This is a genomic window from Siccibacter colletis, from assembly GCF_000696575.1.
GTDB lineage: Bacteria > Pseudomonadota > Gammaproteobacteria > Enterobacterales > Enterobacteriaceae > Siccibacter > Siccibacter colletis.
Genome location: NZ_JMSQ01000005.1, coordinates 54,021 through 71,659 on the forward strand (window position 1 = coordinate 54,021; position 17,639 = coordinate 71,659).

A 17,639-nucleotide genomic window follows, 5' to 3' on the forward strand; every position below is an offset into this window, starting at 1 on the left:
TGCGCTTCCGTTTACAGAAAGAGATGTTCATGACCACTCTGATGACCCGCCGCCAGTCGCTGCTGCTGCTGGCAGGCCTGCTGGCAATAGCCACCACCCTGCGCGTCACCTTTACTGGCGCGGCTCCGCTGCTGGATGCCATCCGCGCCGACCTGGCGCTCACCACGGCCCAGACCGGTATTCTCACCACCCTGCCCCTGCTGGCGTTTGCCCTGATTTCCCCGCTGGCACCCGGCGTGGCCCGCCGTATTGGCATGGAGCGGGCGCTGTTCCTCGCGCTTGGCCTGATCTGCGCCGGTATCGTACTGCGCTCGCTCTCTGGCAGTGCCCTGCTGTTTATCGGCACCGCGATCATCGGCGGCGGTATTGCCCTCGGAAACGTGTTATTGCCGGGTTTGATCAAGCGTGATTTTCCCGGCCAGGTGGCGAAGCTCACCGGCGCCTACTCCCTGACCATGGGCGTAGCGGCCGCTATCGGGTCGGCGCTGGTGGTACCGGTGGCGCAAAGCGGCCCCGGCTGGCAGGGCGCGCTGTGGTCGCTGATGATCTTCCCGCTGCTGGCGCTGCTTATCTGGTTGCCCCAGTGGAAAAACCACACCCGCGCCACCGTGAGCGGGGCCGGGGCGCTCCACAATCGTGGGATCTGGCGCTCGGCGCTGGCCTGGCAGGTAACGCTGTTCCTCGGCCTGAACTCGCTCATCTACTACGTGGTGATCGGCTGGCTGCCCTCGATTCTCATCAGCCACGGCTACAGCGAGACGGCCGCCGGTTCCCTGCATGGCCTGCTGCAGCTTGCCACCGCCGCGCCGGGGATCGCCATTCCGCTGCTCCTCAGCCGGCTGCGCGATCAGCGGGCGGTGGCGGTGATTTTCGCACTGTTCTGCGCCATCAGCGCGCTTGGCTTATGGCTGCTGCCTCAGTTCGCCAGCCTGTGGGTGGTGCTGTACGGCTTCGGTAGCGGGGCGACCATGATCCTCGGGCTGACGTTTATCGGCCTGCGCGCCAGCAGCGCTCATCAGGCCGCCGCGCTTTCGGGCATGGCGCAGTCGGTCGGCTATCTGCTGGCAGCGTTCGGACCGCCGGTGATGGGCAAAATGCATGATGTCAGCGGCGAGTGGACGCTACCGCTGGTGGGCTGTGCGCTGCTGGCGATGATAATGGCGTTGGCGGGCGGTTTTGCCGGACGCGATCGGGTCATCACGTCCGACTGAGGCGCGAGCGCGCCGTCTGCGTTACTGGCTGGCGGCGTGCAGGAATGCCTGAACCAGCGGTGCCGGGCGGCCCTCCAGCGCGGCGCGTTCATGCTGGAACAGGGTCGCCACGAAGAATGGATGGGTAGTCAGTTCCACGGCGCGGATGTCGCCCTGCTCGTCCCAGCCGGTGACTTTCAGCGGCTCCTGCTCCAGCGCTGCAGCAAACTCCGCCGCCACACCGTAGTTGCAGTGATACCCCTCCACAATCTCTTCCCGACCGTAAGCCTTCGCAATCAGGGTATGCGGTCGCAGTTCGATACCGTCGGTTTTTTCCACCAGCGAGCAGCTCAGCGGGGCGATCACCAGCCGGCCTTCACGGTCGGTTTCAGCATGTCCGGCATCATCCCAGCCCATCACGTTGCGGGCATACTCGATAATCGCATGCTGGAAACCGCCGCAGGTACCGAGGAATGGCGTGCTGGTTTCACGCGCGTAGCGGATGGCGTGCAGGGCGCCGTCGGTGTGCTGATACGGGCTGGCCGGAACCACCCAGATGGCATCATAGTCCGCCAGATCGTCATCACTCTGCACGGCAGTGGTGTGCAGCCAGTCATAGCGCACGGCGATGTCGAGCACCGCAGCGGCATCATCAATGGCCAGCGGAATGGCCTGATGTGCCAGCACATCGGCATTGTAGTCGCCAACCAGCGCAATACGTAACGGGGAAGAGGTGTCGGTGAGATCCATTGAAATTCCTTATGCCAGACAAGTGGGGACAACATAAGGAGCCTCAGTATAGAGAGTCAACCCCACGGGCACAATGACCAAAAATGGGGGAGCATCCGGCAGGATTTGCCTTTCCGATCGCCCGGGGAAACGGGGTAATATCATTGATGAGATAAATAACAGGTGGGCAGAGCTGCCCGGCAGAACAGGAGGCGCAATGATTCGCTGTAAACGTGTTTATGAGCCTGCGAGCAACGCAGACGGTTACCGGGTGCTGGTGGACCGGCTCTGGCCGCGCGGCATGGCGAAGCGCGACCTGCCTTATGACGAGTGGTGCAAAACCCTCGCCCCGTCAACCGAACTGCGCAAAGCGCTCCACAGCGACGCCATCGACGTCGCCGCGTTTCGCAAGGCCTATCACGATGAACTGCAGGCTCAACCAGAGGATGTGGCGCGGCTGCGGGAGATCGCACACCGGCAGACGCTCACCCTGCTCTATGCGGCAAAATCAGAGCACAACCACGCGACGGTGCTGGCCGATTTTCTCGCGGCGGAGTAACTCACACCCGCTGCAGGGCGTCCTCTTCCCGCTTATGGTGCTGGTTGTTGAGCGGTAGCAGGTACTCGGCGCGTACAAACGCAAAACCGTGCTGACGATCGAAGGCCGTCACGTCGCCGGTTACCAGCCACAAGGCGCGGGCGCTACCCGGCGGCAGCTGGGTTTCTACCCCGTTGACCGGATTGATAAAACGCTCGCCCGGCTGGCACAAACCAAATAATTCAACTGACTTACCAATATTCATCCGCCCGGCGGCGGTACGGGCGCCAATAATCATTGCAAGGCCGCCCGGCTTTAACTGATACATGATTCAACTCGTACTGATTAACGTCGCCGCAAATCAGAACATTCTTAGAGCAAAAAGTAAATATCCCGATGCGTTATCCCGCACCGTGCGCCCGGCGAAACAGCGTCCATTCATCCACCTGTGTGCCATCGGGCAGCTTACAGTCGCTGCGCACGCCATCGGGTGTGGTGACCGGGATACGTACTCCGCCCTGCTCCAGGCACCACACCGCCGCCGGGTTAGCGCGCTGCGCTGCGCTGCTCTGGCTGCACCCTGAGACGCTGGCCGCTATAACCACAAACGCTAATATCGCTCTGTTCATCATTCATCCTTGTACCGGGTTCGCCGCGCACGTTATCACCTGCCTGAAAAAAGACAACTCCATCATTTCTCCATCTTGTCACCACGATTGCTCGCTACAGTAGCGGCGTTCTCTGCTGACCTGGAGAACACATTCCATAATCAATGCGTACTGTTTTCTTTGCCCCGCCCCCTTAACGTCGGGGCTTTTTTTTGCCTGCCATTCCCCCTGCCGTTTTACAGATCGCCTGCGCTCTTCCAGGCTTATCAATGCTATCTGTTTAAAAAATAGGGAGGGATCATGAACCACAACCCGGTGCGCGGCATGGATCATATCGGTATCACCGTTGCGGATATTGACGCGGCGACGCGATTCTTTATCGATGCTTTTGGGGCTAAAGTGCTCTACGACTCGCTGCCGCTTGAAGGCGAAGACAACCAGGGCGAGCATAACGATCGCGTGCTGCACCTGGTACCCGGGACGGTGGTGAAAGCGGTGCGTATGCTGCAGCTGCAACATGGTCCGGGCGTGGAGCTGTTCCAGATGGAGGGACCGCAGCAGCGTGAGCCTGTGCGCCCCTGCGATTATGGCCTGCAACATTTTGCCGTGCAGGTGGACGATATCGACGAGGCGGTGAAACGATTTGAGCAGGCCGGGGGCAAGATGTTTACCGCACCGCAGCCGCTGACGTTTCCGGCGGAAAGGGAGAAGGAAACTGCTTCTGTTACGGGCAAACGCCCTGGGGGAGCATCATTGAGCTGATCAGCACGCCGTCGCCGCTGCCCTACCGGCAACACAGCGATCTTGAGCGCTGGAAGCCATAGCCTGTGTGGCAAACAAATAAAAAAATCGGGTGCCTGCGACATCACAGGCCCCGTTAAGAGTGAACTACCTTTATTAATTATTTCTGCTCTTCCCCGGTGCAGATATATTATATATAGACACACTTCTTCTTTTTTTCCTGCTTTATTTTTCGATCCTGAAAATTTTTCATCTTGCTATATCGCACGCTTGCTTTATCGGCGTAATTATTACTGCCCCGCTTTCGGACTGTTTATTTGATTGCTGGCAATATAGTGACAACCGATACTATTCGGACAGGGTATTATTGCTTTGTAATCGATTACAGCATTAGCGGATTTTGGCAGTCGTACACCAGTCAATACCGCACCGCACCAGGCCTCGCCCTGCCTCTGGTCTGGTAATCCGATGAGTGGGCAGCACGCCAGCGAAAAAACAAATCAGTACTCGTTAACCAGTACATTAAATAAAAAATTTTTCCTGCGCGTATTTATCTTACTGGCTCTGTTACATGGCAAAAAAGTAGCCTTAAGTAATACCCGTTGCCAGGTTATCAGTCTTACAAAAAACAGGGATATTATTGCGGGGGAATAATTGTAACACCCGCCGGGAAAATTGACGCGGGTTTAACCCTTTCAGCAAAAATTCAGTAATAAAAAAAACGCGCCAATAAAAGGTCAATATTTACCGCAGCGCACTAATAAAAACCATATTTCAGCGAGATACGCTGGCACAATAATTCAACTTAACGCAAATTGCTGCAGCTGGGCCAGAAATGCAACAGCCCCGGCGCTGCGCCAGGGCTGAGTATGAAGGGCTTACCCCATCCGGCGCTTATCTCCGGCACTCACACATCGTGGCGTTAGCTCTGTATGGGGTAAAAAGAGCGTACCATTTAGGATATATCTTAGCAAGACAAATGATAGCGAATCTCATTATCATTTGATGCTAACGCCATCTGGCTGAAACATAAGGTTAATGTTACCGGGGTGCGCTTTGCGGCAGGGGAACCTATACTTCCCGCTGCGGTTTACTTTTTATTAGCGGGATATGCTCTGCCCATGCGCCTGTCACTTACCTTTATAGCAGCCTGTTTTAGCCTGACGCTGTGTTGCCCCTCCTCCGCCTCGGCGGCCACCGCTGTACAACTCTCCTGCGCGACCCGTGGCGAGGTGATGATCGCCTGGTTCAAATACCAGCTCACCACCATGAAATGGGGGGATCATTTCCAGATTGCCTCCGGCTCGTCACGTCATGAAACCGCCTCCGGCAAGCCGTATCGCGTCACCACCTTCCGCAACGGCGACGACCTGGTCTTTTTCCCGCGCAAGGAGAAATATTTCCTGTTCTATGCCGGTAAGGACACCGCCGACCGCTGCACCGTGGAAGAGAGCCAGACGCTACCGGTGGTTAGCCTGCCGCGCTATGAAAAACTGGCGCAGGACGCGCTCTCCTGAAGCCTCACTCGACCACAGAGAGTTCGTCGAGGGAAAAGTGGGTGGGTTTGAAAATGCGCGTATGGCACGGCGCGGCGATGTGCCACTCCTCATGCGGTTTGAGATCGAAGACGATATCGGTGGTGTAGCCCACCACCATGCCGTTTTTCAGCAGGTTCACCGCGATGTAAACCTGTCTCAGGGTGTGATGCGAGACGTTTTTCACCACGCCCTCGATCTCGCGAATCCCCTGCTCCGATCGGCCAAAGTGCAAATCAGACAGGGTCACGCCCGCCGGGGCCGCGCTGGCCGGGCTGATGCTCACTGCCATCAGAGCGGCGATAAATAACGTTTTGCTCAACTGCTGTGCTCTCACTCAAAGTCACTCAAACAGCCATTCTACCTGCTCGCGCTGCGCTGCCGGCGCACGAAAATGTGTGAAAGCGTTACCGGATATGGCAGTGAAAACGCGACGTTTTTCACGGCACCGGCAGAAAAGTGCCGCGGAAAAAGGCGCGCCGGAGCGAATGTGCCACACTTTTTACACCCCGATGTGAAAGGAGTTCGTATGTCCGGAAAACTGACCAGCCTCGCCCTGCTGGTGGGCCTGTTTACCACCAGCGCCATTGCCATTCCCCTGCCCGCTAAACCGCCAGAAAGCGTAGCGCTGCGCGAAATCGTCTCAGGTGTAAACAGCGATAACACCATCACCTGGCGGCTCTGGGCGCCGTCTGCCAAAGCGGTGGAGGTGGTAACCGGTGGCACGCCAGAGAGCTACGTTTCGCATCCGATGACCAAAGACGACCGCGGCGTCTGGTCGTTAACCAGCGAGGTGATGAAGCCGAATCTGTACGAGTATTTCTTCAACGTTGACGGCTTTCGCACCCCCGACACCGGGAGCGGAATGCCCAAACCCCAGCGCCAGGTTAACACCAGTCTGATTCTGGTGCCCGGCAGCGTGCTGGATATACGCAACGTGCCGCACGGAGAAATCCATACGTTGACCTACCGCTCCACGGCGCTCAAACGCGAACGTCAGCTTCACGTCTGGGTGCCGCCGGGTGCAGAAAAAAGCAGCGAGCCGCTGCCGGTGCTCTACTTCTATCATGGTTTTGGCGACTCGGCCTGGTCAGCGCTGACCCAGGTGCGCGTACCGCAGATCATGGATAACCTGTTGGCGGAAGGAAAAATCGTGCCGATGCTGGTGGTCATTCCGGATACCGAAACCGATGCCGAAGGGATAATCCCGGAAGACGTGCCGCCGGCAGAGCGTCGTAAGGGTTTCTACCCGCGTAACGCGCTGGCGGCGGACAAAGAGCTGACCACCGATATTATCCCGCTCATCGCGCAGCGCTATGCCGTAAAAGATGAAGCCGAAGGACGAGCGCTGGCCGGGCTGTCGCAGGGCGGTTATCAGACGCTGGTCAGCGGCATGCGCCATCTCGACACCTTTGCCTGGCTCGGCATCTTCAGCGGCGTGACCACGGAGTCGGTGCCCGATTTTCGCGTCAGCGCGCGGCTGGATAAGCCAAAAAGCATCAATAATCAGCTGCGCAACTTTACGCTGGTAACCGGCGATAAAGACATCGTCACCGGTCGCGATATGATTGGCCTGAAAGCGCAGCTCGATAAAAAAGGCATCAAGCACGACTGGCACACCTATCCCGATCTCGGGCATGAAATGGACGTCTGGCGGCCAGCGTATATCGATTTCGTACAGAAACTGTTCCGCTGACTCAGCCGGGGAGCCGCCGGGTCAGCATCAGGTGGTTCCCCTGGTCGCTCTGCCAGTAGCGTACCTCGTCCACGCAGCGGTAGATGAGATACAGCCCGCGCCCGCCGGTCATCACCTGATCCAGCGTCAGGGCATCATCCAGATCCGGCGGCGGGATTTTATCGCCGGGAATGGGAATACCGCTATCCACCAGGGTTACCGACACGGCGTCGCCGTCGCGGCTGAATACCGCCTCAAAGCTGGCCTCCGGGCGATCCGCGTAGCCGTGAAGAATAATATTGGTGGCTGCTTCGCACAGCGCCAGATCGAGCGGATAGATCCAGCTCTCCCCCACCCCCAGCGGTGCCAGATACTCCCGGAGCGCAACCCCTAAGGTGGTAAGGCTGTTGAGCCCCGACGGCAGCGTGATGCGCCGCGCATGTTCGGTTTGCGTCATGGCTCAGCCTTTTGCTTGCAGGGTCTGGATGGCATCCTGACGGGCAGGAAACAGCGTAAACACGCGGTCCATACGCGTCAGGGTAAACATGGTGCGGATGTTGCTGTTGAGATCGCTCAGCACCAGGTCACCTTTCCCGCTGGTGGCCTTCAACAGCGAGATCAGCGCCCCGAGGCAGCTGCTGTCAATAAAATCGACCCGTGAGAAATCGAGCACCAGTCGCGGATCACCGCGCTGAATAATCTCCAGCACCTCGGTTTTAAAGGCCAGGGCTACCGAGGCGTCCAGCCGACGCGCCAGCGGCGTGACGACCGTAATGCCCTCGACGTTTTCAGTCTCAATCTTCATTGTTGTCCTCGCTTTCCTGTGTACGCTGGATCACCAGCAGCGAAATATCGTCTGCTACCACGTTGTCGACAGCTTCGCTGGCCTGCCAGGCATCGAGCTGTCGGGCGAAGCGGGAAAACAGCGCGGGCAGCGGCTGGTCGGTCTGCTCAGCCATAAACGCCCTCAGCCGCTCACCGCCGAACATCTCCCCGCTCGCGCTTTCGCACTCAGCGATGCCGTCGCTGTAAAGACAGAGCCGCTCGCCCGCCGCCAGCCGGAAGGCCGTATCCTCCCAGCTCAAATCAGTAAACAATCCCACCGGCGGGCCGCCGAGACCGACATCGCGCAGCGCACCGTCGCGCGCCACAATAAACGGGGTCGGATGCCCGGCCTGGCACAGCACGCCCGCGCCGGTGTCACACGCGATAACGCCGTAGACGAGGGTGAAGTAGCTCAGCACGTCATCGCTTTCGGCGCAGAAACGCTGATTGAGGATGTGGACTACCTCGCGCGGCGCGCGGGCCGTCTCACCATCAAACAGAAAGCGCTCCACGGTGCGACCATGAGTAAACTGACGCGCCACCGCCACCGACATCATTGCTGCACTCACGCCGTGCCCGGAGACGTCCACGCTATAAAACGCCACCGTGCGATCGTCGAGGGGAAAGAAATTAAACACGTCGCCGGAGACCCAGGCCGACGGCAAAAACAGCCAGTCGGCTTCCCAGCTGCCGTGGCGCAACGCGTGGGGCGGCAGAATGCTGCTTTGCAGACGGGCAGCCGCCTGTAAATCAAGCTCGATCTGCTTCAGGGCATCGGTCAGTCGGGCATTGCGCGTCGCCAGCGTCATCTCCAGCTGTAAAATACGCGCCCCGGCGTGCAGCCGCGCCTGAAGCTCAATCTGATTGACCGGCTTGCGCAGAAAATCGTCCGCCCCGGCGGCGAACCCGACGCGCAGATCGTCCACGCTGTCGCGGGCCGTCAGCAGGACGAGATAGATGTAACGATCCTGGAAGCGTTCGCGGATCGCCCGGCACAGCGTCACGCCATCCATCACCGGCATCTCCCAGTCGCTGAGTACCAGATTTATCGGGTGCGCCGCCAGCAGCGCCAGCGCCGCTTCGCCATCCTCCGCCTCATAGACGCAGTAGCCCCACTGGGTGAGCAATCCGGTCAGCAGACGACGCCACACCGGCGCATCATCCACCACCAGCACGGTCTGTTCGTTATCCATACGCTCTCCTCAGATCGGTAAAAACCAGATCAGGCTGATGGTCCCCTCCCGGAAGCGCGCATTGCCGCCGTTGCCGGGAAAACGCGTGCCGCTGTAGTTGCTGTACTGAATGGAGAACGATCCGGGGGTGTAACCCGCATAGCCGAAGCTGTAGCTGTAGTCCCCGTTCCACGGCTGCTGCTGGCTACCGTCCGGGAACCAGAACGCGGTGGCGCGCAAAAAGAAGTGCTGTTTGAGGGTATACCCGCAGCCCCCCAGCACCACGTTTTTGTTGGCGCGAATGTCGTTATCCTTCAGCGAGTAGTAGCGCGGCACCCAGCTGTACCCGACCTGACAGATGATCGAATCCCCTTTGTTGATCAGCAGCGGCGCTTCCACCGCTTTAGGCAGCGAGAACTTGTAGGCGAAGGTAAACGCGCCCTGCTCGAAATAGGTGCGGCGGCTGTTGCCCGAGGGGAAGAAGTGGTTATCACCGTAGTTGCTGTAGACCGCGCTGAAGGTGTTAGCGTGCCAGTCGTCATATCCGAAGCTGTAGCGAAAGTCAGCGGTATAGCGGCTGGCATCGGCGATTGGCACCCGGTTGGTGATGTTGGCGAACCAGTAGCTGTACGGGGAGTACTGCAAACTGAGGTTAAGCAGCTGGTTTACCTTTCTCTTCTGCTGCGCGGATTCCGAGCCGTTAGGGATGGTCAATAGCTGCTCTTTCAGCCCGCTGCTGACGCTGAGCGCACCGGAAAACTTATCATCATTGCCCGAGAATAAACGCCCCCAGCGGCTGGTAAATACCCCCGCCTGAATCGGCTCGCCCTGTACCGCCGCCGTGTCGCTCTCTGTCGGGGCCGTCGTCTCTGCATGCAGCGACGCGCTGCACAGCACCCCGAGCAGTAGTGGAGAAAACCTGGTTGCGCACCCGCCCTGCGACATGTCGTGCTCCTCTTAATTGGGAATAAAGCGTCCGCCAATCTCTTTTTTTGCCATCCACCACAGCACCCCGAGCGCCACAGCGTGGATCAGGGTGTTGCGTAACCATGCCTGTTGCCAGAGATCGAAATGCACGATTTGACTCACCGCCAGCACCACAAAGACGTGAATGATGAAGGTGTAAAGCGAGTGCTGGCCCAGCGGGATCAGGAACCAGCCCAGCGCCCGCTCCAGCGGATGCCAGCATAGGGTCAGTACCAGATACACCGTCACGATCAGGCAGAAATCGTTCAGCACGCGGAACGGGCCGAGGCCGTTTTTGGCGGCCAGCGTGTGATAGAACCCGTTGAAGTCCGCCGGCGGGATAACGTGCATCAGCAGGCCGGGCGGCATAAAGGGGTTTGTATGGTTCTGGGCAATGAACATCATCCCCAGCGCGAACAGCACCATCAGGCTGATGACGAGTCTGCCCGGCAGGGTGCGTGCCAGCGACATCAGTTCGTCTTTGTACCAGCCGCAGCTCATCCCCAGCACGTAGATGAGCTGCCAGGCCATCATCGGGAAGGCAAACTCAAATTCTGCATCGGTCAGCCGCACCGGCCAGAGTTGATAACTGATATAGATTGCAAGGGATAACACCACCAGCCAGGCGACGCGCCCGGCGTGTAAAAACCATAAATAAACCGGGCTTATTAACAGCAGACAAATATAAAGCCCCAGTATTTGCGTCTGGTGTGGGCCTATTTGCAAAAATAAAATGATATTAAACCAGGTCTCTTTTATCTGCGGCGTAGTCGGGAAAAGCGACCAGGCAGTTCCGGAGTAGCGGTCAACAAAGTGTGAAACCTCGAAGGTATTAATCCAGGGAAGATAAGACATTAACAGAATAATTAAAATGATAACGATATTGACCTGATATATTTTGAAGGCGCGCCGCCACAGATTCCAGGATAGCGTCAGCAACACTTCCTTTTGCAGGCGCTGACGATTCAACATACCAAGCATAAATCCGGATAAAATAACGAACCCTTCGGCTCCGGTTGTTAATCCAAACCGCTCCCAGGTCAATATATTAAATAGCGACATAACTTCAGTATGCGCGACGACCATCATCACCAGTGCGATACCGCGCAGCATATCGATACGGAGATCGCGCCGTCCAGGCACGGTATAACGCCAGCTGCGCACCCTCTCACGCACCGACTGGCGATGCGACACCGAAACCGTATCCACCATAATCCGTATTCCAGAAAAGAGCGCTGGCAGAAACCCTGTGTCGCGCTTCGCTTAATTATCAGACTTGTTAATATTAATGTAGTGCAGATGCGCAAAGTGTAAAGAGACAATTAATCATCACCCCTTAAACGTTTTTTAAATCGTCTTTCAACGGTTTAATAAAATTATTTAGCGCTTATTCTGCCGTTTTCTTGCAAAGGCAATGCTTGCATCTATGATTTTCAATAATAACGTTTTCAGTAACCTGCCTTTTTGGCTACAGGATATATTCTTGTGGGTCAGGCGCTGAATATCACTTTCTTGTAAGTCGGGTGCTGGATGCCAAAGTATTATTTCTCACGATTCGAACACCGTAAGCCGCCTGAACCTCTGCGTACGCCGCCCTGGATGATGCGACTGTGGCAGGTGCTTGCCGTTGCGGGCCTGATCCTGGGTGCCAATTATATTCGCTGGCGCTGGATGGAATCGCTGAATATGGACGCCCTGTGGTATGCGGTGCCGCTGGCGTTGGCAGAAACTCTCGCCTGGATCGGCACCCTGCTGTTCACCATCAACATCTGGCAGGTGAAAGACCCGAAATGCCCTCCGCCGCCGGAGGATATTAATCAGTGCCTGGTCCCGCAGGATCGGGGTGAATCGCGTCCGCCTAAGGTCGATCTGTTTATCGCTACTTACTCTGAGGACGTGGAGCTGGTGCGGCTCTCGATCCAGGACGCGCTGAAAATGCGCTATCCGTCAGAAATTATTTACCGTATTCACGTGCTTGATGACGGTCGTCGCCCGGAGATGCGCGCGGTGTGCGAAGAGGAAGGGGTCAACTACATCACCCGCGACAATAATATCGGCTATAAGGCGGGCAATATCCGCAACGGCATGGAACATACCGACGGCGACTTTCTGGTTATCTGCGATGCCGATACGCGGGTGTTCCCTACCCTGCTCACCCATACGCTGGGCTATTTCCGCGACCCGGACGTCGCCTGGGTGCAGACCCCGCAGTGGTTTTTCGATCTCCCCGAAGGCGAGCGGCTTCACGCCTGGCTGAAGCGCAAAGTGGGCCTGCCGGGCTATCTGTTCGGGCGCGTAACCGAGGGTATTTTTGGCCGTCTGACCATCGGCAGCGACCCGTTCTTCAACGACCCGCGGATGTTTTACGATGTCATTCTGCGCCGCCGTAACTGGGCCAACGCGGCCTTCTGCTGCGGCGCGGCAAGCGTGCACCGCCGGGAGGCGGTAATGCAGGCGGCGCTGCGCGGCTACGTCTTTACGGTGGAAGAGGAGATCGCCCGCTACACCGGCACTATCCGCGATGAGGATACCCGCGCCGCGCTGAGCCGCGCCATGCTTCCTCACGTCATCAGCGATACCGAACTGACGCCTTACAAATTCCACGTCTCGGAGGATATTTACACCTCCATCGTGCTGCACGGCGACAGCGAGCGGCGCTGGCGCTCGGTGATGCACCCCACTATCGAATCGAAAATGCTCTCGCCGCAGGATCTGCTGACCTGGATGATCCAGCGCTTCAAATACGCCGCAGGCTCGCTGGACATTCTGTTTCACGACAAAGTCTTCAGCCGCCGTCGTTTCCGCCTCAGCCCCGGCCAGACCCTGATGTACGCTACCACCTTCTGGTCCTATCTGGCCTGCGTCTGGAATGCGGTATTCCTCATCTCGCCGTTAATTTACCTGTTCACCGGCATCCCACCGGTGTCGGCCTACTCCGAGCCGTTTTATCTGCACTTCCTGCCGTTTTTCATCATCAGCGAACTGGCATTTATGTTCGGCACCTGGGGGATTTCAGCCTGGGACGGGCGCGCCTCTTACCTCTCGTTCTTCTCGGTCAACCTGCGCGCGCTCAATACCGTGCTGCGCGGCGAGAAAATCAAATTTGATGTTACCCCGAAGGAGCGCCAGACCGGGCGCTTCCTGTACCTGGTGAAGCCGCAGATCGCCATTGTAGTGCTAACCCTGCTGGGGCTGATCTGGGGCGGTATTCAGGTGGCACGCGGTCAGGTCGATGACCCGTCCGGCTACGTGATCAATATTTTCTGGGGCGGGGTAAACATCGCCGCCATGCTACCGATGATCATGGCCGCGATGTGGACGCCGCCTGAAACGCAGGAGGCGGAAAACGCATGAGTATCCGGCATGGGATCCGCAGCGCACGCAGCTACCTGACTATTCTTATCGGCTTTATGGTTGGCTTTGCCATTGTGCTGTGGGTGGAGCAGCAGATGCCAAAGCGGATTGAAACCGCCGAGGGGATAGTGCTGAGCAAAGATTTCCCGGCCCTGCCCGCTACACGCGCCCTGACGCTGGACGAAGCGCTCTGGGCACGGGTGGCGTGGCAGTATTTTGTCAACAATACCCAGCCCAATGGCCTGGTGAACGCCGAGGCGTCGCAGCCCTGGTTCAGCCTGTGGAGTACCGGCAGCTATCTGCTGGCCAGCATCTCGGCGTATCAGCTGCATATCATTTCCCGCAGTGAGTTTGACGACCGCATCCTCAGCGCGCTGGAGACGCTCGGCACCCTGCCGCTGCTTGATAACGGCCATCCCGCCACGTACTACCACGCCGAAACCCTGACACCGCTGACGGGCAGTGATGACAATTCTGGCTCGGCTATCGACATGGGGCGGCTGATGATACCGCTGCAAATCCTGCTCTGGCGCTACCCTGAGCATGCGCTGGCGGTGCAGCAGTTACTGAGCAAATGGCATCTTGACGACCTGATTGCCGCAAGCGGGCCGCAAAATACTAACCTGCCGGTCACCCGCTGGGTGATGCGCGCAGACGAAAGCCGCAGCAGCTATGGCTACCGGCTTTATGCCAGCAACATGTTACGCACCATCAATACCGCATCAGGCCTCGCGGTGACCCAGCCGCCGGACGGCCTGAAGATGATAGAGATCGACAGCATCATGGTGCCAGACGAGGGACTGCGCACGCCCTGGGGCAAACAGCCGTCGCTGGTTACCCTGCCATATGTGCTCACTGGTCTGGAGCAGGGCTTTGACGCGCGCAGCGGCGAGATCGCCTGGCGCATCATGCAGATCCTGCAAAAACGCAGCCAGTACGAAGACCAGAGCGTCACCATTAACACCGACTATGCCGAGCAGGCACCGGACTACACCGCCAGCCAGCCGGACAGCCAGCCGCTGACCCGTACCGCGACGGAAAACGTGGTTGAACCCGATACCAATCCGGCCGCCAGAGCGCTGTTGTCCACCCGTGGCGCGTTTGGCTGGTATGCCCTGTTCCGTAACAACTGGAGCAACGCCATGCGCCAGCACATGCTGCCGATGCTGGAGCCGGGCCAGGGCTGGAAGTCCGGCTACAACATCGATGGCAGCGTTAACCCGAAAATCGAAGCGGATACCAATGCCGTCATTCTTGAAAGCCTGAACTACATCACCAGCGGACAGCTGCTCTGCCTCGGCTGCCTGTCAAGAGCGGGCGCGGCAGACACCGATAATGCACAAGAAGGAGTGACACCAGAATGAGATGCTTACCGCGACACTTAGGGCTGACAACTGCCCTGCTGATCTCGCTGCTGTTCACCCTTCCCGACACCCAGGCCGCCACCACGCTGCCGGCATCGGACTACCCGGTGCGCCAGGGCGAGCTGAGCGAGCGTGAAATGGCGATGGCGAAGAACGCCTGGCAATATTTTGTCGCCAATACCCAGCCCACCACCGGGCTGGTGAACGCGGTAAACAAATATCCGTCCACCACCATGTGGGACAGCGCCTCCTATCTGGCTGCTATGACCGCCGCCCGCGAGCTGGGAATAATCGATAAAGCCGAGTTTGACCGCCGCATGCTGCAGCTTATGGCGACGCTGAACAAGCTCTCCCTGTTCCAGAATCAGGTGCCCAATAAGGCTTACAACACCATTACCGGGCAGAAGGTGAACTACCTGAACAAACCCGGTGAGATCGGTTTTTCCGCCATCGATATTGGCCGCATGATGGTGTGGCTGAAGATCATCAAAGAGCGTTACCCGGAATACAGCAACAGCATTGATAACGTGGTGCTGGGCTGGGACTTCACCAACGTGGTGGACGACTGCGGCACCATGACCGGCGCCTACGTTGACGGACAGAAAAAGGTGCAGTACGTGCAGGAAGGCCGTCTGGGCTATGAAGAGTATGCCGCCGCGGGCTATCAGCTGTGGGGCTTTACTACCTGCCAGGCCAGCCGCCCCGAGCCTTACGCGCTGGCAGAGATCTACTGTGTGCTGGTGCCGTTTGACTCGCGCGACCCGCGTCTGACCCAGCAGCATAACTATGTAGTAACCGAGTCCTATCTGCTGCACGGTCTGGAGCTGGGCTGGGATAACGCCGATGACCGCGACGATGACGTCAAAGACTACAGCCATCCGTGGATGAAAAACTTTGCCGACCGCGTCTATCAGGCCCAGGAGAACCGCTACACCATTACCGGCATCTTATCGGCGCGCTCCGAGCATCAGCTCGATAAAGCGCCGTACTTCGTGTACGACACCGTCTACAGCGACGGCTTTAACTGGAACACCATTACCGATAAGGGCCAGTACGTGCCCAATGTCGCCGCCGTCTCGCTCAAGGCAGCGCTCGGCATGTGGGCGCTGTGGGAGTCGCCCTACACCGACCGCCTGTTTGATGCCATTGAAAATGCCGATGAACAGGGCAAAGGCTATTACGAAGGGCTGTATGAAAACGGCGACGGCCCGATCAAGGAGTTCACCGCCAACAACAACGGCATCATGCTCGAAGCGCTGCTGTTTAAAAAACAGGGCAAGCTGCTGCAGTTCAACAGCAACGATCCGCGCAAGAAAGGCTTTGCGCCGTCGATGTGGGAGAAGCGGCTGGTGGATACCTTTGAGGAGAACAACGGTCGCCGCAACCGCCCGTTCCTGGAACCGACGCCGGGTATCAAAAACTGGTGTGAGCAGACCGGCACCGCGTTACGCACCGCACCCGCCTGCGCTGCCTGCAAATGCACGCGCTGCGACAGCAATGCCCCTGTGAAACTGCCTCCGGTAGCCGCGACATGCTTAAAACAGTAATCCGGCTGCTGCTGGTTGCGATCCTCGTTGTTGCCGCGTGGCTGCTGCTGCGCCAGGACGGAGCGGGCTGGCGCTGGCTGGTCAACGGCGGCTGGCACACCACCGCTCGCGTCGGGGCACTCACCCCGGAGGAGCAGCGCTGGGCGCGCGTCGCCTGGCGCTACTTTGAAAACAACACCCAGCCGCACAATGGGCTGGTCAATGGTAGCGACAAGCGTCCGGTAGTCAGCGTCTGGCAACTGGGCGACACGCTGATTGCCCTCACCGCCGCCCGCCAGCTTGGTCTGGTGGACGACGTCACCTTTGACCAGCGCATTACCCGGCTGCTGGGCACCCTGAATCGCCTGATGCTCACCAGCGACAGCCTGCCAAACCTGCTCTACAACACCCAGAGCGGGGCGATGATCGACTACAGCAATAAGCCGCGCGTACTGGGCTGGTCGTCGCGGGAGATCGCGCGCCTGATGGTAGGGCTGCGGCTGGTAGCGGCCTGGCATCCGGAGTACGCCGAGTATCTGGAGCGCATTCCGCTGCGCTGGAATTTTTGCCGCATCGTCGATAAACAGGGGCAGCTTTTTGCCGGCCAGATGCAGCAGAACCAGCAGATGATCACTCGCCCCGAAGGCCGGCTCGGCGACAGCGAATACAGCGCCGCCGGCTTTGGCGAGTGGGGTTTCGCCAACCAGCTGTCGCTGGCCCCTCCCGCACAACCGGTCATCATCTACAATCTCTCGCTGGACGTGGATGCCCGCGATCCGCGCACCACCTGGACGCCCTCCGCCATTACCACCCTGCCCTCGGTGCTGAGCGGCATGGAGTACGGCTGGGAACTACCGGGTGCCAGCCGCGATACCGTGCGCACCCTGCGCCACCGCGCCAGCGATGTGTATCGCGTACAGGAGATGCGCTGGCAGCAGGATAAGGTGCTGACCGCGCGCAGCGACTTTAACCTTGCTGAAGCCCCCTGGCATGTTAACGACACCATCTTCGCCAATGGCTATGCCTGGAACACCCTCGGCGATGACGGGAAATACTATCCGCGCCTCGCCCAGGTATCGACCCGGGCAGTATTTGGCCTGTGGGTGCTGTGGGATACGCCCTTTACCGATGCGCTGATGAAGATGACGCGGCTGCAGCAGGATCGCGAACGCGGCTGGTATGAAGGCCGGGTTGAAAGCACCGGAGACTACAACCGGGCCATCACGCTCTCGACCAATGCGATGGTGCTGGAAGCGCTGTTCTATAAAGCCAACTACGGCCCGCTACTCGGCGAGCAAACGCCACGCCGTCCGGGCTATTTTGCCCGACAAATCGCAGACCCGTTCTCGCCCGCACTGCAACGCTGTCTGCCGGACCCCGCGCCGGTCGCCGCCCGCTGACCGCGGAAAGGAGGAA

17 protein-coding genes and 1 pseudogene are annotated in these 17,639 nt (G+C 58.6%); 9 read left to right on the top strand and 9 right to left on the bottom strand.

From position 1 onward, the window contains the following. The first annotated feature begins 29 nt into the window (after positions 1 to 29). The gene (locus ET34_RS0104605; RefSeq protein ID WP_031519867.1) at positions 30 to 1,211 is read left to right on the top strand and encodes a CynX/NimT family MFS transporter; all 1,182 of its coding nucleotides are present in this window, start codon (positions 30 to 32) and stop codon (positions 1,209 to 1,211) included. A 21-nt stretch (positions 1,212 to 1,232) separates the two neighbouring features. Here the strand turns inward: ET34_RS0104605 and ET34_RS0104610 are convergent, their stop codons facing one another. Further along, complete coding sequence (locus ET34_RS0104610; RefSeq protein WP_031519869.1) at positions 1,233 to 1,940, bottom strand: CTP synthase C-terminal region-related (seleno)protein; 708 nt, start codon at positions 1,938 to 1,940, stop codon at positions 1,233 to 1,235. Positions 1,941 to 2,136: 196 nt separating this feature from the next. Here ET34_RS0104610 and ET34_RS0104615 point away from each other — a divergent pair, with 196 nt between their 5' ends. Then, a complete protein-coding gene (locus ET34_RS0104615; RefSeq protein ID WP_031519871.1) occupies positions 2,137 to 2,478 on the top strand; it encodes a DUF488 domain-containing protein in 342 nt (113 codons plus the stop codon). A gap of 1 nt (position 2,479) precedes the next feature. On the opposite strand, the gene ET34_RS0104620 is transcribed toward ET34_RS0104615, so the two are convergent. Together ET34_RS0104620 and ET34_RS0104625 are read right to left on the bottom strand one after the other, a co-directional pair. Then, positions 2,480 to 2,785: a hypothetical protein gene (locus ET34_RS0104620; protein ID WP_031519873.1), complete on the bottom strand. Its 306-nt coding sequence runs from the start codon at positions 2,783 to 2,785 to the stop codon at positions 2,480 to 2,482. Between the two features lie 73 nt (positions 2,786 to 2,858). Beyond that, positions 2,859 to 3,086, bottom strand: a complete 228-nt coding sequence (locus ET34_RS0104625) for a putative hemolysin (RefSeq protein WP_031519874.1) — start codon at positions 3,084 to 3,086, stop codon at positions 2,859 to 2,861. Between the two features lie 279 nt (positions 3,087 to 3,365). Between ET34_RS0104625 and ET34_RS20845 the strand changes: the two are divergent. After that, positions 3,366 to 3,889 (top strand): annotated as a pseudogene (locus tag ET34_RS20845) (VOC family protein). A gap of 1,038 nt (positions 3,890 to 4,927) precedes the next feature. Further along, positions 4,928 to 5,323: a hypothetical protein gene (locus ET34_RS22905; RefSeq protein WP_035890891.1), complete on the top strand. Its 396-nt coding sequence runs from the start codon at positions 4,928 to 4,930 to the stop codon at positions 5,321 to 5,323. Between the two features lie 4 nt (positions 5,324 to 5,327). On the opposite strand, the gene ET34_RS0104640 is transcribed toward ET34_RS22905, so the two are convergent. Next, complete coding sequence (locus ET34_RS0104640) at positions 5,328 to 5,663, bottom strand: FxLYD domain-containing protein (RefSeq protein ID WP_031519876.1); 336 nt, start codon at positions 5,661 to 5,663, stop codon at positions 5,328 to 5,330. Positions 5,664 to 5,870: 207 nt separating this feature from the next. On the opposite strand from ET34_RS0104640, the gene ET34_RS0104645 reads away from it, so the two are divergent. Then, a complete protein-coding gene (locus tag ET34_RS0104645; protein ID WP_031519877.1) occupies positions 5,871 to 7,037 on the top strand; it encodes an esterase in 1,167 nt (388 codons plus the stop codon). Position 7,038: 1 nt separating this feature from the next. Here ET34_RS0104645 and ET34_RS0104650 read toward each other — a convergent pair whose 3' ends face one another. From ET34_RS0104650 to opgC, 5 genes are read right to left on the bottom strand one after another with little or no spacing between them, the layout of a single operon-like run. Then, positions 7,039 to 7,473 (bottom strand): ATP-binding protein, encoded by a 435-nt coding sequence (locus ET34_RS0104650; protein ID WP_031519878.1) that lies wholly within the window; start codon positions 7,471 to 7,473, stop codon positions 7,039 to 7,041. A 3-nt stretch (positions 7,474 to 7,476) separates the two neighbouring features. Beyond that, entirely contained in the window at positions 7,477 to 7,821 is a 345-nt protein-coding gene (locus ET34_RS0104655) for an STAS domain-containing protein (protein WP_031519879.1), read from the bottom strand. Further along, positions 7,811 to 9,034, bottom strand: a complete 1,224-nt coding sequence (locus ET34_RS0104660) for a PP2C family protein-serine/threonine phosphatase (RefSeq protein WP_031519881.1) — start codon at positions 9,032 to 9,034, stop codon at positions 7,811 to 7,813. The genes ET34_RS0104655 and ET34_RS0104660 overlap by 11 nt, the downstream gene beginning before the upstream one ends. Before the next feature lie 9 nt (positions 9,035 to 9,043). Continuing rightward, positions 9,044 to 9,958, bottom strand: coding sequence for a hypothetical protein (locus tag ET34_RS0104665; RefSeq protein WP_236633815.1), 915 nt, complete (start codon positions 9,956 to 9,958; stop codon positions 9,044 to 9,046). Between the two features lie 12 nt (positions 9,959 to 9,970). Beyond that, positions 9,971 to 11,191, bottom strand: coding sequence for an OpgC domain-containing protein (opgC, locus tag ET34_RS0104670; RefSeq protein ID WP_031519885.1), 1,221 nt, complete (start codon positions 11,189 to 11,191; stop codon positions 9,971 to 9,973). Between the two features lie 318 nt (positions 11,192 to 11,509). Here opgC and ET34_RS0104675 point away from each other — a divergent pair, with 318 nt between their 5' ends. From ET34_RS0104675 to ET34_RS0104690, 4 genes are read left to right on the top strand one after another with little or no spacing between them, the layout of a single operon-like run. Continuing rightward, on the top strand, positions 11,510 to 13,333 hold the full coding sequence (locus tag ET34_RS0104675; RefSeq protein WP_031519887.1) for a glycosyltransferase family 2 protein: 1,824 nt from the start codon (positions 11,510 to 11,512) through the stop codon (positions 13,331 to 13,333). Continuing rightward, complete coding sequence (locus tag ET34_RS0104680) at positions 13,330 to 14,697, top strand: DUF3131 domain-containing protein (RefSeq protein ID WP_051640474.1); 1,368 nt, start codon at positions 13,330 to 13,332, stop codon at positions 14,695 to 14,697. Before ET34_RS0104675 ends, ET34_RS0104680 begins: the two co-directional genes overlap by 4 nt. Continuing rightward, on the top strand, positions 14,694 to 16,244 hold the full coding sequence (locus ET34_RS0104685; RefSeq protein WP_081826903.1) for a DUF3131 domain-containing protein: 1,551 nt from the start codon (positions 14,694 to 14,696) through the stop codon (positions 16,242 to 16,244). Before ET34_RS0104680 ends, ET34_RS0104685 begins: the two co-directional genes overlap by 4 nt. Then, positions 16,229 to 17,623 (top strand): DUF3131 domain-containing protein, encoded by a 1,395-nt coding sequence (locus ET34_RS0104690; RefSeq protein WP_031519892.1) that lies wholly within the window; start codon positions 16,229 to 16,231, stop codon positions 17,621 to 17,623. The genes ET34_RS0104685 and ET34_RS0104690 overlap by 16 nt, the downstream gene beginning before the upstream one ends. Positions 17,624 to 17,639 lie beyond the last annotated feature (16 nt).

What these genes read in the sequence shown, in the direction of transcription:
- ET34_RS0104605 (WP_031519867.1), top strand. Translation starts at nt 30, where the DNA reads ATGACCACTCTGATGACCCGCCGCCAGTCGCTGCTGCTGCTGGCAGGC.
- ET34_RS0104610 (WP_031519869.1), bottom strand. Translation starts at nt 1,940, where the DNA reads ATGGATCTCACCGACACCTCTTCCCCGTTACGTATTGCGCTGGTTGGC.
- ET34_RS0104615 (WP_031519871.1), top strand. Translation starts at nt 2,137, where the DNA reads ATGATTCGCTGTAAACGTGTTTATGAGCCTGCGAGCAACGCAGACGGT.
- ET34_RS0104620 (WP_031519873.1), bottom strand. Translation starts at nt 2,785, where the DNA reads ATGTATCAGTTAAAGCCGGGCGGCCTTGCAATGATTATTGGCGCCCGT.
- ET34_RS0104625 (WP_031519874.1), bottom strand. Translation starts at nt 3,086, where the DNA reads ATGAACAGAGCGATATTAGCGTTTGTGGTTATAGCGGCCAGCGTCTCA.
- ET34_RS22905 (WP_035890891.1), top strand. Translation starts at nt 4,928, where the DNA reads ATGCGCCTGTCACTTACCTTTATAGCAGCCTGTTTTAGCCTGACGCTG.
- ET34_RS0104645 (WP_031519877.1), top strand. Translation starts at nt 5,871, where the DNA reads ATGTCCGGAAAACTGACCAGCCTCGCCCTGCTGGTGGGCCTGTTTACC.
- ET34_RS0104650 (WP_031519878.1), bottom strand. Translation starts at nt 7,473, where the DNA reads ATGACGCAAACCGAACATGCGCGGCGCATCACGCTGCCGTCGGGGCTC.
- ET34_RS0104655 (WP_031519879.1), bottom strand. Translation starts at nt 7,821, where the DNA reads ATGAAGATTGAGACTGAAAACGTCGAGGGCATTACGGTCGTCACGCCG.
- ET34_RS0104660 (WP_031519881.1), bottom strand. Translation starts at nt 9,034, where the DNA reads ATGGATAACGAACAGACCGTGCTGGTGGTGGATGATGCGCCGGTGTGG.
- ET34_RS0104665 (WP_236633815.1), bottom strand. Translation starts at nt 9,958, where the DNA reads ATGTCGCAGGGCGGGTGCGCAACCAGGTTTTCTCCACTACTGCTCGGG.
- opgC (WP_031519885.1), bottom strand. Translation starts at nt 11,191, where the DNA reads ATGGTGGATACGGTTTCGGTGTCGCATCGCCAGTCGGTGCGTGAGAGG.
- ET34_RS0104675 (WP_031519887.1), top strand. Translation starts at nt 11,510, where the DNA reads ATGCCAAAGTATTATTTCTCACGATTCGAACACCGTAAGCCGCCTGAA.
- ET34_RS0104680 (WP_051640474.1), top strand. Translation starts at nt 13,330, where the DNA reads ATGAGTATCCGGCATGGGATCCGCAGCGCACGCAGCTACCTGACTATT.
- ET34_RS0104685 (WP_081826903.1), top strand. Translation starts at nt 14,694, where the DNA reads ATGAGATGCTTACCGCGACACTTAGGGCTGACAACTGCCCTGCTGATC.
- ET34_RS0104690 (WP_031519892.1), top strand. Translation starts at nt 16,229, where the DNA reads ATGCTTAAAACAGTAATCCGGCTGCTGCTGGTTGCGATCCTCGTTGTT.